Origin of the sequence: Mycobacterium sp. E3298 (assembly GCF_001666895.1) — a bacterium.
In the GTDB taxonomy this organism is placed as follows: domain Bacteria; phylum Actinomycetota; class Actinomycetes; order Mycobacteriales; family Mycobacteriaceae; genus Mycobacterium.
Genome location: NZ_LZJB01000161.1, coordinates 1 through 14,399 on the forward strand (window position 1 = coordinate 1; position 14,399 = coordinate 14,399).

15 protein-coding genes, 1 tRNA gene and 1 pseudogene are annotated in these 14,399 nt (G+C 67.9%); 5 read left to right on the forward strand and 12 right to left on the reverse strand.

The genetic code is table 11. From position 1 onward, the window contains the following. Positions 1-400: pseudogene (locus tag A9X05_RS07580) on the reverse strand (alpha/beta hydrolase); the annotation flags it as partial. 187 nt (positions 401-587) lie between these two features. On the opposite strand from A9X05_RS07580, the gene A9X05_RS07585 reads away from it, so the two are divergent. Continuing rightward, positions 588-661 (forward strand) — tRNA-Arg (locus A9X05_RS07585). A 381-nt stretch (positions 662-1,042) separates the two neighbouring features. After that, entirely contained in the window at positions 1,043-1,354 is a 312-nt protein-coding gene (locus tag A9X05_RS31985; RefSeq protein ID WP_082970912.1) for a hypothetical protein, read from the forward strand. A 15-nt stretch (positions 1,355-1,369) separates the two neighbouring features. On the opposite strand, the gene A9X05_RS07595 is transcribed toward A9X05_RS31985, so the two are convergent. The 4 genes from A9X05_RS07595 to A9X05_RS07610 all read right to left on the reverse strand — a co-directional run bounded on the left by A9X05_RS07595 (position 1,370) and on the right by A9X05_RS07610 (position 5,179). After that, positions 1,370-2,548 carry a serine hydrolase domain-containing protein gene (locus A9X05_RS07595; protein ID WP_067780400.1) on the reverse strand — a complete coding sequence of 393 codons (1,179 nt, stop codon included), beginning with the start codon at positions 2,546-2,548 and terminating at the stop codon, positions 1,370-1,372. Further along, positions 2,545-4,014 carry a biotin carboxylase gene (locus A9X05_RS07600; RefSeq protein ID WP_067780404.1) on the reverse strand — a complete coding sequence of 490 codons (1,470 nt, stop codon included), beginning with the start codon at positions 4,012-4,014 and terminating at the stop codon, positions 2,545-2,547. The genes A9X05_RS07595 and A9X05_RS07600 overlap by 4 nt, the downstream gene beginning before the upstream one ends. Positions 4,015-4,153: 139 nt before the next feature. After that, the gene (locus A9X05_RS07605) at positions 4,154-4,846 is read right to left on the reverse strand and encodes a type 1 glutamine amidotransferase domain-containing protein (RefSeq protein ID WP_067780406.1); all 693 of its coding nucleotides are present in this window, start codon (positions 4,844-4,846) and stop codon (positions 4,154-4,156) included. A gap of 84 nt (positions 4,847-4,930) precedes the next feature. Then, complete coding sequence (locus A9X05_RS07610; protein ID WP_067759609.1) at positions 4,931-5,179, reverse strand: hypothetical protein; 249 nt, start codon at positions 5,177-5,179, stop codon at positions 4,931-4,933. Positions 5,180-5,473: 294 nt separating this feature from the next. Between A9X05_RS07610 and A9X05_RS07615 the strand changes: the two genes are divergently transcribed. The 3 genes from A9X05_RS07615 (at position 5,474) to A9X05_RS07625 (ending at position 7,399) form a co-directional block, all read left to right on the forward strand. Further along, on the forward strand, positions 5,474-5,887 hold the full coding sequence (locus A9X05_RS07615; RefSeq protein WP_067759614.1) for a hypothetical protein: 414 nt from the start codon (positions 5,474-5,476) through the stop codon (positions 5,885-5,887). A 348-nt stretch (positions 5,888-6,235) separates the two neighbouring features. Further along, positions 6,236-7,006: an enoyl-CoA hydratase gene (locus tag A9X05_RS07620; protein WP_067780410.1), complete on the forward strand. Its 771-nt coding sequence runs from the start codon at positions 6,236-6,238 to the stop codon at positions 7,004-7,006. Positions 7,007-7,108: 102 nt separating this feature from the next. Continuing rightward, the gene (locus A9X05_RS07625) at positions 7,109-7,399 is read left to right on the forward strand and encodes a hypothetical protein (protein ID WP_156736541.1); all 291 of its coding nucleotides are present in this window, start codon (positions 7,109-7,111) and stop codon (positions 7,397-7,399) included. 4 nt (positions 7,400-7,403) lie between these two features. Here A9X05_RS07625 and A9X05_RS07630 read toward each other — a convergent pair whose 3' ends face one another. The 7 genes from A9X05_RS07630 to A9X05_RS07660 all read right to left on the reverse strand — a co-directional run. After that, entirely contained in the window at positions 7,404-8,561 is a 1,158-nt protein-coding gene (locus tag A9X05_RS07630; RefSeq protein WP_067780416.1) for a dihydrolipoamide acetyltransferase family protein, read from the reverse strand. Then, positions 8,558-9,604 carry a 3-methyl-2-oxobutanoate dehydrogenase subunit beta gene (gene bkdB / locus A9X05_RS07635; RefSeq protein ID WP_067780418.1) on the reverse strand — a complete coding sequence of 349 codons (1,047 nt, stop codon included), beginning with the start codon at positions 9,602-9,604 and terminating at the stop codon, positions 8,558-8,560. Before bkdB ends, A9X05_RS07630 begins: the two co-directional genes overlap by 4 nt. Beyond that, positions 9,601-10,692, reverse strand: a complete 1,092-nt coding sequence (pdhA, locus tag A9X05_RS07640) for a pyruvate dehydrogenase (acetyl-transferring) E1 component subunit alpha (RefSeq protein WP_067760577.1) — start codon at positions 10,690-10,692, stop codon at positions 9,601-9,603. Before pdhA ends, bkdB begins: the two co-directional genes overlap by 4 nt. A 265-nt stretch (positions 10,693-10,957) precedes the next feature. Continuing rightward, complete coding sequence (locus tag A9X05_RS07645) at positions 10,958-11,779, reverse strand: CoA ester lyase (protein WP_067780421.1); 822 nt, start codon at positions 11,777-11,779, stop codon at positions 10,958-10,960. Beyond that, entirely contained in the window at positions 11,776-12,270 is a 495-nt protein-coding gene (locus tag A9X05_RS07650) for a MaoC family dehydratase (protein ID WP_067760573.1), read from the reverse strand. Before A9X05_RS07650 ends, A9X05_RS07645 begins: the two co-directional genes overlap by 4 nt. After that, the gene (locus tag A9X05_RS07655; RefSeq protein ID WP_067780424.1) at positions 12,267-13,433 is read right to left on the reverse strand and encodes an acyl-CoA dehydrogenase family protein; all 1,167 of its coding nucleotides are present in this window, start codon (positions 13,431-13,433) and stop codon (positions 12,267-12,269) included. The genes A9X05_RS07650 and A9X05_RS07655 overlap by 4 nt, the downstream gene beginning before the upstream one ends. After that, the coding region (locus A9X05_RS07660; RefSeq protein ID WP_304442441.1) for a biotin/lipoyl-containing protein at positions 13,430-14,399 on the reverse strand (970 nt) is incomplete at its 5' end. The genes A9X05_RS07660 and A9X05_RS07655, both read right to left, overlap by 4 nt.

The window sequence follows — 14,399 nt, forward strand, 5'->3', positions numbered from 1 at the left end:
TCTGCGCGGCGTAGCGGCGGTGCGGCCCGGGCCGGCCCAGCATGCCGCCGCGCGGGGCGCAGACGGGCTGGGTGGCGCCCGGGTGGCACACCTGCTCGCGGAAGTCCGGGCCGAAGGACTCCTCAAGCGCGGAGGTGAGGGCCCGATCCGCCCGCTGCGCCGCCCAGGCGGCGCCGACGCGGCCGATCGACGGGTGCGAGACGCGCGACAGCGCGTGGCCGGTCAGGACGTGCGGGGGAAACTCCGTGGACAGCCAGCCGGCGAGACAGCCCAGCGCGAACGGCGAGCCGCGCAGCAACAGCGTGCCGGCCCGGTAGGCGTCCATCGCATCGGCCGCCAGGCGTGAGGCCTGGTTACTGGCCCACGAGCACCGTGAAGTCAAGTGCGTGGTCACGCTCATAACAACGCCACCCCTCGACGTTATGCACACGCTCCGTTGCGGTGAACGGCCGATGACCGGCCGGTGTTCTACGTGTGTCGAGGGTCCCAACCATAGCCGATACATGCGGTGCGCGAACGCTTTTCACGCGCGCCGCGGCGGCGAGTCGTGGCGCGACACGCCGTTGGAATAGACTGACCTGCACATTGCCTCCGTAGCTCAGGTGGATAGAGCAAGGGCCTTCTAATCCCTAGGTCGCACGTTCGAGTCGTGCCGGGGGCACTCCGACCGGTATGACCTCGGCTGATGGTTGACGGCTCAGTTCCGGCCCGAGGTCAAACTTCCTAATTGGTGCCGGCCAGACGACTGGTCAGAGGCGTTTTGGTGCGGCGGCGTTGCGGGTAACCACCGAGGGTGCGCGCGGAATCCGTAATTGCCGCACCCGCGGTCGCGGTGGCGATCGCCGCATACTCGTGTCCCGTCGGTTCGGCCGACCCCGCGCCCGAGAATCCACCGTTTCCGATCGGTCAGCTCGGAGTGCCCGCGCATGCGCGGGCGGCCGACGGTGCGACCGCGGACATCACCGTCGACAGTGCGACGCGGTTACCGCCCGGGTGCGCCTCTCATTTTGCGAATCCGGCGTCTGACCCCGGTTGCACGGTAGTGGAGTTGACCGTCACCGCGACGTCCCATCAGTTCTTCCAATTCGACCGCGATCACGTCTTCGCCGGATACGGCGGCGGCGACCAGCCGATGACTCATCCCGACAATGCGCCCGAACCGGCAACGCCTGCGGTCGACTTCCAGAGGTTCGACAAGATGCCCCCGCTGCAATCGGGCGGCCTGCACGACGGGCAGACCGCGCATGGATTCGTCGGCTTCGTCATGCCGACGGGGGGCGACGTGTACATCACGGTCAACGATCCCGCGCAGCCCGCTCCCTACACCGAAGCGGGCTTTATCGTCCACACCTGACGGGGACGGCGGGTACTAATCGGTGACTCCGGCCAGTTCGTTCGCCACCGCATCGAACGCGCGCAACGTGTCCAACATGTGCGGCTCGTGCGAGTGGGGCTGGGTGGACACCTTGGCGGCGACCACCTCCGCCGCCCGGTTGACGTAGACCATCTGGCCGCACATGCCCAGGCACAACACGACATTGGCACCCGGGTAGGGGAACCACATCTGGTTGCGGTACATCCCGCCGGGCAGGTCGGTGTCGTGGTCGGGGCTGGCGGCGAACGCCTCCCGCGAGTCGGGCCCACCGTCGAAGGTGTCGGCGAGCCACGCCGCCGGCACCACTTGTTGGCCGGTCAACGAAACCCCGTCACGCAGGAACAGCGAACCGAACCGGATCAGGTCGGTCAGGCAGGCGTTGACGCCGCCGTCGAAGAAACCGGTGCCGGCGGGGTCGACGGCGATGGTGGCGTCGTACTCGGCGCCGATGCGGCTCCACAGCAATTCCGACATCAGCTCCGGCATGCGTTGTCCGCCGGCGGCCTCACAGATCCAGCCGAGTACGTCCGTTTCACACGAGCGGTACTCGAACGGGCCGCCGTGCACCGACTTCTGCCGCAGCGTCAGCAGGAACTCACGCAACGTGGCGGGAGCATCCGCGTTCCGCCGCGGCGCCCACCCCATCGCCTGGTCAAGCAGGTGAATCTCGGCGGCCGGATCGTCGTAGTTTTCGGAAAACTTGATACCCGACCTCATGTCCAGCAGGTGGCGCACCGTCGCACCGGCGTAGCCACACGTCGCCAGGTCGGGAACGTACGCCGTGACCGGCGCGTCAAGCTCGATCGCGCCGGCCTCGTGCAGCGCGCCCGCGACGGCGCCCACCAGCGACTTGCTCACCGAGAACAACAGGTGCCGGGTGTTTGGCGCCATGCCGTGGAGGTACTGCTCGGCCACCAGCGACCCGCGGTGGGCGACGGCCCACCCGTCGGTTGCCGTGGCGGCCATGACCGCGCCGACGGTGGTGGCCGACCCGTCGGTCCCGGCCAGGCCGATCTCGGCCACCGGAGCGCCGGCGGCGGGCAACGCGGCGACCGGCCCCGTCCCGCGCGGGATCAACGCCGTCGGCACGAAATCTTCGACATGCTGGAACGACCAATGCGAATAGGGCGCCGCCAGCCAGTTGTCCAGGGAGATACCGGCCGGGGCGCTCACGCGCGCGCGACGAGCCGAGAGACGATCGGCGCGGCCGGCGTCAGGGGCGTCGAGGTGAACTTCGCCTTCATGCCCTTGACCCAGCGCTGGCAGCGGTCGCTCAGCTGATAGTCGTCGGTCTGCAGGTGCGAGCGGGTGACGAGCACGCCGAGTTGGGCGCCCTCGGACCGTAAGTCGCCGGGCGCCGCGACCCGCATGTAGAAAGCCTCGGAGCCATCGAGCAGCGTGGCCCAGTCGTTTGCGGTGCGCGAGAAGGAAACCCGGCCTTCGTCGTCGAGGCGCCAAACCCCGGTCCGCGGCGTCGCGGTGAAGATCTCGATGTCCGGCGAGGTCTCGGTGATGATCACCTGGCCCCAGACCTCGTCCTCGCCGTAGCCCCGCTCCCAGCGCGCGTTGATCTCGTCGATGTCGAGCTCGTAGTCCACGTCCATGTACTCGAGCAGGTGGAAGAGGAACAGCGGCATGTCGGCGTAGGCCTCGGTGGTCAGGTTCGTCATCGGGCTGGCGCCACTCAGGCGTGGGTTCACCTCGCCGAGGTAGAGCTCGTCGGAGTCGAGGTCGTGCAACAGGTCCACCTCGAAGTAGCCGAGGTATCCCTCGCGGCGCATGACGTCGCCGAGCTTTGTCACCATTTCCCGCGCGGCGTGCGTCTGGGCGGGTGGCAGCACCTCGTGCCAGATGTCATTGCCGCACCAGCTGCCGCGGCTCGGCGTCAGCTCCGAATATCCGACGAGGCTCGTCATCGCGGGTCCGACCACGGTGCCGTGGCGGGTCACGGCGCCCTCGAGGCACACCTCCACGTTGCGGATCCGCTTCATTACCTTGAGGTCCTGCCCGACCAGGTCGCCGGCATGCTGGTCCCAGTCGCGCTGACCGTGCACGAAGAACGTCCCGCTGCCGGCGTTGCCGTAGGCGATCGAGATGACCAGGTCGTCTCCCAAGCCGGAGCCTTCCGCGAGCGCCAACAGTTCGTCGTAGGTGCCGGCCCGCCCGATCGTGTTGGGCACGCTGGGCACCCCCGCCTCGTCGGCCAGCCGCGTCATCACGATCTTGGAGCCCAGCCGATTGCGCAGCTCGATCGGCGGATGCATGACTTCGAGGCCGGCCGACCGGGCGAGGGCCTGGATCTCCTCGTTCATCATCACAAAGCAGCACTTGCCGCCGGGACCTTTGCCGGCGATGAACTCGAGCGTCTCGGGATCGGACAGCAGGTGGCTGCAGACGTCGTCCATGGAATCGAAATCGCGCCGGTCGCGTCGCCGGGGCACGAACACGCGCGAGTGGGTGCCCTCGAACGAGTCGAAGTAGGTCAGGTAGAAGAAGTTTCGTATCCAGCGGTCGACGCCGAGCAGGTTGAACGGCGTCGGCGAGACGAAGAACAGCGGGACCTTGTTCGTGTGGAAGAACGCGCGGATGTCCGAGAGGCCTCTCAGCGGGCCGCCCCGCTCCGGTTCGGACACCCTCACGCCACCCGCAGCGACGTCGACGCCCAGGGCGAGGGCGGTGCGGTCAGCACGTCGGCGTTGCAATCACATACCGTCATTCCCCAAGTGTGGACCCGCGCTAGGCCGCGCGAAAGTGGAACGCCGGGGGCGCCGGCACTCCCTAGCCGAGTTCCTTCATGAACTCCTTAGCCAAAGGCCCAGCGGAGGCGGGGTTCTGGCCCGTGAACAGATTGCGGTCCTTCAGCGTGTAGGGCTTCCAGCGTTCGCCACGCGAGAAGTCGACGCCCATCTTCACCAGCTCGTCCTCGGCCGTCCACCGCGCCTTTTCCAGCAGCCCGACGCCGTCCTCTTCGTCGTTGGTGAAGGCCGTGACCTTGTAGCCGGCGAACGGTGAAACCCCGTTTCGCCGGGTAGCCATCATGGCGACCGGCGCGTGGCAGACGATGGCCAGCGGCTTGCCGGAAGCGAGCGCCGCGATCAGCAGCCGGCCCGAGTCGGCGTCCTGCCACAGGTCCTCCATCGGGCCGTGCCCGCCCGGGTAGTAGACGGCGTCGTAATCGTCGACCCGGGCGCTGGCCAGCTCGATGGGGCGGCGCAACTCCTCAGCCGATCGCAGGATCTCCTCCAGCTCTAGGGCGATCTCTTCGCTGCCGGCCATCGACGGACGCAGGCTCATCACATCCACGTGTGGGACAACGCCTTTCGGTGTGGCCACCACGACCTGGTGACCGGAGCCGGTCAGCTCGCGGTACGGGGCCGCGAATTCCTCGGCCCAATAGCCCGTCGGATGCCGCGTGCCGTCCTTGAGTGTCCAGTAGCTCGCGCCGGTCACCACGAACAGAACCTTCGCCATCGCGCATCCCCTCGTCAGCGTGCACCGGACCGGCCCACCCCAGCGTCGTCCATCACACGGGCCGTGTGCAACCGCTGGCCACCGCTACGACGCCGGTGCGAGCTGCCAGACGAGGTCACGCTTACTGGCGGTCGCGCGGTCGCACGACACCATATGGCCGCTGGCGTCCTTGGAGGTCACATTCCGCATGGAACACGGGTGACCCGCCGCAGGCTTGTTCGCGGCGATGAGAGCCAGACCGAGCCCGATCAGGGCGGCGATCACGGCAGAGACAATCCCCAGGCGGATGTAACCGATTTTCTTGTCCGTGTTCTTCTCCGCCACGGTTCGCATGGGGCGCTCCTGCCGTCGATGCCTTGGATGGGTTGGGCCTTCTGTGCAGCCCGGCATCAGCATCGGCGGTAGGCCTTGGCAGATTCTCAAAAGCTCCTTGACGCCCCCACGCGCCCGGTCGCCCCGCCGGAATACACAGCGGCGTAAATGGCTCTTAACAAGTGCCGCCGCGCCGTCGTCGCCCAGAGTTTGCCAATTGGACGGCTAAGGAATAACAATTGGCGTGTCGTGCGAGCAGATGACGCCTGCAGGGGGATCATGACTTAGGGCGTCTCTATTCGAGGGGTGGTCGATGTGACGTCGGACGACTGGCAACCGGTGGTGCGAGTTGGCGAACCAAAGTTCGTAGCCGGCCTTGGCAATAGGATCAAAGTTGAGGTCAAGACGCGGGGGTGGCTGAGCCGAGACTGGCGCCGTTACTTCGGTCTGCAGGTATCACAGCAACGGCTCGATGCCAGGTACTCGTCGTACCCGTGCTGGGACGAGGTGCAGCGCATCGAGGGGACGTGTGCCGTCGACGAGGCGGAGCGTTACATCGAAATGATCGATGCCGCAATCCACTACGCGAACACCAGGCTGCGGCACGATACGCTGCCAAAGACGGTGATGCAGGGGACGCTGCGGGACCAACGTGTATGTGCGGTGCGACGTCGCCAAGCGGCGCTCGATCAGCTGGCCAAGAAGCTGGCACGGCCCGAGGCTGGGTGAGGCCGCCGGCGAGGGATCCGGCGGCGAGGCAGTTTCACCATTAAGCCACTTAATTATCGCCATGTAATCAAACACGCGGGATAGAACACCCACCGCCGAACGAAAACGCAATCGCGTCGCGCAACCATTCTTCGAAAACTCGACCGGGCCGCAATGGCACTCGCGTCCTCCCGGTTAAGCAAATCACCGGCGGGCAGACGCAATACGATTTCGTTAATTGACTCGAGCGCAGCAAAGGGGCGCACCGACGACCATGCCTGCGCAGGCGGCGCAGTACCCTTACCGTGCCCGGAGTCGCAGCATCCGTATGTGCCCGGACCCGTCAAACCCCAAGCCGCGGAGGTGCCGATGGCCCGATCCGAGCCCGTCTTGTCCACCGTCGACAATCGCGTCGCGCTGATCACCGTCAACGACCCCGACCGGCGTAACGCGGTGACCGCCGAGATGTCGGCGCGCCTCCGCGCCGCCGTCGAACAGGCCGAGGCCGATCCTGAGGTGCACGCGGTGGTGATCACCGGCGCCGGCAAGGCCTTCTGCGCGGGCGCGGACCTCAGCGCGCTCGGCGCCGCGGGCGGCGACAAAGCCGAGACCGGCCTGCAGCAGCTCTACGACGGCTTCATGGCCATCGGTGGCTGCCGGCTGCCCACCATCGCCGCCGTCAACGGCGCGGCCGTCGGCGCGGGTCTGAACCTCGCATTGGCCGCCGATGTGCGCATCGCGGGCCCGGCAGCCCTGTTCGACGCGCGATTCCAGCAGCTGGGATTGCACCCCGGCGGCGGCGCGACCTGGATGCTGCAGCGGGCGGTGGGCCCCCAGGTCGCACGCGCGGCCTTGCTGTTCGGCATGCGTTTCGACGCCGAGTCCGCGGTGCGCCACGGCTTGGCGCTCGCCGTCGCCGACGATCCGGTTGCCGCGGCCATGGAGTTGGCCGCGGGGCCCGCGGCCGCCCCGCGCGAGGTGGTGCTGGCGACGAAGGCCACGATGCGTGCGACCATCAGCCCGGGATCGCTGGATTACGAGCAGCACGTCTTCGCCATGCGCACGGAGCTCGGCCCGCAGGCGTACTCCATCCAATCGCCGGAATTCGCTCAACGACTGGCCGCGGCGCAACGCCGGTAGCACCGTCGCAGGTTCGCAGGTTGGGATCGGTAGCGACTCGACCAAAGTGTGCTTTGCTACGAAGAGGCCGGCAGACCCGGCGCCCTAGCGAAGGACATGCAAGTGGAGATCAACCGCACCCTCACCCGAATTGCCGCCGGGGCCTTGCTGGTCAGCGGCCTCGCGTCGGCCGGATCAGCTCTGACCGAAGGGATCGCCCAGGCGCAGCCGGCTCCCGCACCGCAGGTGTACTGGTGCCCGAACCAGCCGTGGAACCCGGCATGGGGCGAGAACAAGTACTGGAATCAATGCTGGGACACCGACAACCCGCCGCACTACCCGCCCCCGCCGCCTTCGCACGCGCCCAGCTTCAACTGCGGCCTGTTCTGGTGCCCCGTACCGCCGCACTCCTGAGCCTTCAGAGGTCGAGCAGCGCGGTCATCGGTGACTCGACCAGATCCCGCAGCTCGGTGACGAACCGGGCCGCCTGTGCGCCGTCGGCGACGCGGTGATCGAAGACGCACGTCAGTGTCATCGTCTGGCGCACCACGACCCGATCATCGACGGCGACGGGGCGCGGTTTGATCGCGCCCATCCCCAGGATCGCCGCCTCTGGGTGGTTGATCACCGGCACGCCGTCGTCGGCGCCGAGCGCCCCGAAGTTGGTGACGGTGAATGTGGAGCCGCGTAACTCCCCCGGCGTCAGCGTGCCCGCCCGCGCGCCGCCGATCAACTCGGCTGCCCGAGTTGCCAGTTCGCGGGTGGTCTTGTCGTGCGCGTCGGTGATCACCGGGACCAGCAGGCCGCGCGGGGTGGCCACTGCGAATCCCAGGTGCACCCGCCGGTGGACCCGAATCTGCGGGCCGTTGGGCGAGTCGACCCATGTCGAGTTGACAATCTCGTTGTGCCGCAGCGCAATCAGCAGCAACCGCATCGTCAGAACGAACGGCGTGATCTTCTGGTCCGCCGGCGTTCGGTTCGACAGCCGCATGAGTTCGGTGCAGTCGACCGCGACGCTGACTTTGGCCGCGGGGATCTCCTTGTGCGACAACGTCATCTTCTCGGCCATTCTGGCCTGCACGCCGCGAACCGGCCGAACGTCGGCCCCGTTCTGGTTGGCCGCCGCCAGCACGTCCGCTCGGGTGATGATGCTGTCGGGATCGCGCTGCAGCGAGCGCAGGTCGACCATCAGTTCCTTGGCCAGTTTGCGCGCCGGCGGGGCGGCGAGCGGGCGGCCGGTCCGTCGGCTGGCGTCGATGCCGTCGTCCGCCCCGTAACCGACGAGTGTCGGCAGCGCCCCTTCCGTCGGGGGGGTGTCGTTGTTGAGCGGTGTGATGTCGATGCGAACGAGCACCGCCCCCACGTCCAGCACATCGCCTTCGGCACCGTGCGTTTCGACGATTCGCCCGGCGTAGGGGCTGGGCAGCTCGACCTCGGCCTTGGCGGTCTCCACCGAGCACAACACCTGGTTGAGTTCGACATCGTCGCCCGCGACGACGTTCCAGCGCGTCACAGTCACTTCCTGTAATCCCTCGCCGAGGTCGGGAACCCGGAATTCCCTGATCTCGGCGCTCATGGCATTTCCAGCGCACGCTCGACGCAGTCCAGCAGCCGGTCGGGTCCGGGCAGCCACAGCCGCTCCAGTCGGGCCGGTGGGTACGGAGTGTCAAACCCGCAGGCGCGCAACACCGGCGCCTCGAGCTCGTAGAACATGTCCTCTTGAATCCTGGCGGCCAATCCGGCGCCGTACCCGAGGCTGCGCGGGCCCTCGTGCATCACCACGCAACGCCCCGTCCGGCGAATCGACGCCGCGACGGTGTCGAAGTCCAGGGGAACGAGTGACCGCAGGTCGATGACCTCCAGGCTCCAACCGCGTTGGCGCTGGGCCTCTTCCGCGGCGCCAACCGCGGTGCTGACCAAGCTGCCGTAGGTCACGACGGTGACGTCGGAGCCGGGCCGGCGCACCATCGCGCGGCCGATGGCCGGTTCGGGCCGCTCGGTGTCGACCGTGCCGCGCACCTGATAGCGCCGCTTCGGCTCGAGGTACATCACCGGGTCCGGGCAGGCGATCGCGTGGCGAAGCAGCCAGTAGGCGTCCGACGGGCTGGAGGGAACCACCACCTTCAGGCCGGCGGTGTGGGCCCAATACGACTCCGTGGAGTCCGAATGATGTTCGGCCGCACCGATTCCGCCGAAGGATGGGATCCGCACGGTCACCGGCATGTTGATCTCGCCGCGGGTGCGGGTGCGGTACTTCGCCAGGTGGCTGACCACCTGATCGAAGGCGGGGTAGGAGAAGCCGTCGAACTGAATCTCCGGCACCGGCACGAAGCCGCGGAGCGCCAGCCCCACCGCGATCCCGATGATGGCCGATTCCGCCAGCGGCGTGTCGAAACAGCGTTTCTCGCCGAAGGTTTCGGCCAGCCCTTCGGTGACGCGGAACACTCCCCCCTCGACCGAGACGTCCTCACCGAACACCAGCACCCGATCGTCGGCGGCCATCGCGTCGTGCAGCGCACGGTTGAGCGCCTGCACCATGGTCAGCGACTGCGCGACGCCGCGCGCTGGGGCGGCGAGGGTTTCGTCGGAGCTGGCCGGACGGTCCGCGAGCTGCGTCATTCGCGTCTCCCCAGTTCGGTTCGCAACTGTCGGCGTTGCGACTCCAACCCGGGCGTCATCTCGGCGTACACCGTGGTGAACACCTCGTCGATGTCGAAATCGGGTGCGCCGAAGACCGCGTCCCGCAGGTCCGCGCGCATCCGTTTCGCGCGGGCGGCGACTCGGTCTTCCAAGCGGATCGACCACAGGCCCTCGTGCTGAAGGTAGGTGCGATAACGCGGGATCGGGTCGAGTGCGGCCCACCGGTCCACCTCGTCCTGCGTCCGGTAGCGGCTGGGATCGTCGGAAGTGGTGTGCGGTCCGAGCCGGTAGGTGACCGCCTCGATCAGGGTCGGCCCACCGCCGGTCCGGGCGCGGGCGGCCGCCTCGGCCATCACCGCGTAGCAGGCCAGCACGTCGTTGCCGTCCACCCGGATTCCCGGCATGCCGTAGCCGATTGCCTTGTGCGCGATGGACGGTGCCGCGGTCTGTTTGTGGACGGGCATCGAGATCGCCCACTGGTTGTTCTGCACGAAGAACACCGACGGCGTCGCGAACACGGCGGCGAAGTTCAGCGCCTCGTGCACGTCCCCGACGCTGGTGGCGCCGTCACCGAGGAAGGCCACCGTCACCGAATCCTCGCCGAGACGCTGCGCGGCCATCGCGGCGCCGACGGCGTGCAAGGTCTGCGTGCCGATCGGGATCGACGTCGGGGCGCAGCACTTCTTGGTGAATTCCAGTCCGCCATGCCAGGTTCCGCGCCAAACCGCGCCCACGTGAGCGGGCGGGATGCCGCGCACCAGGTACGCGCCGAGCTCCCGGTATTGGGGAAACAGCCAGTCCGTCTTGCGCAGACACGCCGTCGCGCCCACCTGGGCGGCCTCCTGACCGCGGCAGGACGCGAACAGCGCCAGCTCCCCCTGGCGCTTGAGGTTGACGAATTCGGTGTCCAGCTCGCGCGTGACGACCATCATTTCGTAGAGCCAGCACAACGTCTCGGCCGGAAGGTCGCGGCCGTACCGGGGTTCTCGGGTCGGTGTGCCGTCGGCGGCGACGAGTTGCACGGGCTCGAGATCGACGGTCATCGGCAATTGGGGCACCATCGCCATACCGTCTCCCTACCTCGGTGCCGCAGGGCCACAGCAAAAGCTCAGCCGGGACCTACCGCGAGCCGAAGCCGATCGCCAGCTACCCGAAAGGCTTCGCTCGCCGCGACACTGGCGTACCCACCATTATGCGCTCGAATGAGAACAGACCGCGGTGATCGCGAACGTGTCGCGCGCCCAGCGGCAGCACGGCCAGGTGGCGGGTCAGCCGCAGGCTCCAGCCATCAGAGGACTTCCGAATATCGCCGGTGACACTGCTTTCGCGGTTTCAGCCGGCGGCGGACTGCCCCGCCCTGCGCACGAGCATTTCCGCGTGCTTGAGCACCGGCGAGTCCACCATCTGGCCCTCGAACGCGAAAACGCCGCGCTCGGTGCGCGCCGCATCCAATACTCTTCGCGCCCAGTCGAGTTTCTCCTCGCTGGGACGGTAGGCGTCGCGCACGACCGGGATCTGAGTCGGGTGGATGCAGACGGTTCCGTGGAAACCCACGGCGACGGCGTCGGCGGCTTCGGCCCGCAAGCCCTCGACGTCGTGGATGTCCAGATGCACCGCATCCAGGGCGGCCCGGCCGAAGGTGGACGCCGCCAGCAGGACCGTCGACCGGACGTGGCGGGCAAAGTCGCGGTAGGTGCCGTCGGCCAGGCGGCTGGAACTGCCACCCAGGGCCGCGACGAGGTCCTCTGCACCCCACATCATGGCGACGGTCCCCTCCGCGGCGGCGATCTCGGTGCTGAAGACCGCACCGCGGGGCGTCTCGATCAGCGCGATGACGTCGCGCGGCGAAAGCGCCGAAACCTGCGCGGCCGATTCCGTCTTGGACAGCATCACGGTCGTGTAGGGCGTCTCGGCCAGGGCGTCCAGGTCGAGGCCGTGCTCCTCGGTGCCGGCCGCGTTGATCCGCACCACGGTGCGCTCGGGATCCAGCGGGGTCTCGCGCAGCGCCTTGCGCGCGGCGGGCTTGTCCGCCTCGGCCACGCCGTCCTCCAGGTCGAGGATCACCACGTCGGCCGCGGCCGCCGCCTTGGCGAATCGCTCGGGACGGTCCGCCGGGCAGAACAGCCAGCCCGGACCGGCAGCATGCAGGTTCATCGGGACTCCTCCCCGTCCGGCCGCTTCTGAACCAGCGTCGTCCGCATCGCCCGCGCCACGACGTCACCGTGCTGGTTGCGCCCCGTGTGCTCGAGCGTGACGATCCCTTCCCCTGGCCGGCTCTTCGACTCGCGCTTGCCGGTACATACCGTCTCGGCGTACAGCGTGTCGCCGTGGAAGACCGGTTTGGGGAATGACACCTCGGAAAAGCCCAGGTTGGCGACGATGGTGCCCAGCGTCAGCTGCGACACCGACAACCCGACCAGCGTGGACAGCGTGAACATCGAATTCACCAACCGCTCGCCCCGGAAGCCCGGCTGCTCGGCGGCCCACGCCGCGTCCAGGTGCAGCGACTGGGTGTTCATCGTCAGCGTGGTGAACAAGACGTTGTCGGCCTCGGTGATGGTGCGGCCAGGCCGGTGCAGGTACGTCGTGCCGATCTCGAATTCCTCGAACCACAGTCCGCGCTGGAGGATTGACTTGTCGCTCACGACAGCCCCAGCGATCGCGCGATGAGCATCAACTGAACTTCGGTGGTCCCCTCGCCAATCTCGAGGATCTTGCTGTCGCGGTAGTGCCGCGCCACCGGGTACTCATTCATGAAGCCGTATCCGCCGTGAATCTGGGTCGCGTCTCGGGCGTTATCCATGGCCGCTTCCGACGCGATCATCTTCGCGATGGCCGCCTCCTTCTTGAAGGGCTTGCCCGCCAACATCTTTGCCGCCGCGTCGTAGTAAGCAGTGCGGGCGACATGCGCGCGCGCTTCCATCCGGGCGATCTTGAAGCTGATCGCCTGATAGGAGCCGATCGGCTGCCCGAACGATTGGCGCTCCTTGGCATACTTGACGCTCTCGTCGACGCAACCCTGGGCGGCGCCGGTTGCCAGCGCGGCGATCGCGATGCGGCCCTCGTCCAGGATGGACAGGAAGTTGGCGTAGCCGGTGCCGCGGGGACCGAGCAGGTTCTCCTCCGGGACGCGGGCATCGGCGAAGCTCAGCGGATGGGTGTCCGAGGCGTTCCAGCCAACCTTGCTGTAAACCGGTTCGACGGTGAATCCCGGTGTGCCATTGGGCACGATGATCGTCGAGATCTCTTTCTTGCCGTCACCGATCGTCCCCGTGACCGCGGTAACGGTGACCAGTTTCGTGATGTCGGTGCCGGAGTTGGTGATGAACTGCTTGGAGCCGTTGATCACCCACTCCCCGTCGTCGAGGCGCGCCGTGGTCCGGGTGGCGCCCGCATCGGAACCGGCACCCGGCTCGGTGAGCCCGAACGCGGCCAGCGCCCGGCCGGCCGTCAAGTCCGGCAGCCACTTGCTCTTCTGCTCTTCTGAGCCGAAGCGGTAGATCGGCATCGCGCCGAGGCTGACGCCGGCCTCCAAGGTGATCGCCACCGATTGGTCGAACTTGCCGAGTTCCTCGAGCGCCAGCGACAAGGCGAAGTAGTCGCCTCCCATGCCGCCGTACTCCTCGGGGAACGGCAGGCCGAACAACCCCATCTCGCCCATCTTGGCGACGACTTCGTAGGGGAAGCTGTGCTCCTCATCGTGTTTGGCCGAGACGGGCGCGACCACGGTGCGCGCGAACTCGGCCACCGTGTCGCGCAGATCCTCGTATTCCTTGGGAAGCGTTCCCGCGGCAATGGATGTCGTCATGTTTCGTCCTTACTCGAATCGGCTGCTGCTTCGGGCTCTTCGGGCACCAGCCGGGCCAGTACCTGGTCGACGGTGACTTGATCGCCGACGGACACCAGGAGCTCCACTCGTCCCGAAACCGGCGCGGAGAGCGAGTGTTCCATCTTCATCGCCTCAACGACCACCACGACGTCGCCCTCGGACACCTCGGCACCCGAGGCGGCCTGCACCGCGATCACGCTGCCCGGCATCGGGCTGAGGATCTCGGCCTGCTGCCCACCGGCCGCGCGGTGGATCTTGTGTTCCTCGGCCTCGCGCAGGTGCCACGCTCCGCGATCGTCGGCGATCCACAGGTGTCGGTCGGCCTCCGCCCAGCGATATTCACGGCGCACCCCGTCCAGCGTGACGTCCATGCGGTCCTCGTCGACTTGCGCGGTGGCGGAATGGATCTCGCCCGCACCGACCTGCACCCGGGCGTCGGTGGGTGGCCCCCAAACCGACACGGTGTCGCTGCGCAGCGGCGTCTGCATCTCGGTCCGCACGGGAGCGGGTGCACCCCCGACCCGCCATCCGGTCGGCGCGGCCCAGAGGTTGCCCGCGGCGCGACGGTCCAGCGCCCACTGGCGATAAAGCCCCCCGGCGGCGAGCACGTCGTCGGGGGCGGGCCGCGGCGCGAAGTCCGCTACCCGCTCGTCCAGCAGCGCCGTGTCGAGGTCGCCGGCGCGCACCCGCTCGTCGGCGAGCAGGAACCGAAGGAATTCGATGTTGGTCTGCACGCCCAGGATTGCGGTCTTTGCCAGCGCCGCGTCGAGTTTCGCGAGCGCCTCGTCGCGGTCCTCGCCGTAGGCGATCACCTTGCTCAGCATCGGGTCGTAATCGCTGCCGACCACCGTGCCCGCCAGCAGCGACGAGTCCACCCGCACGCCGGCGCCGGACGGTTCGGATACCTGCAGCACCTGGCCGCCGGTGGGGAGGAATCCCCGGGCG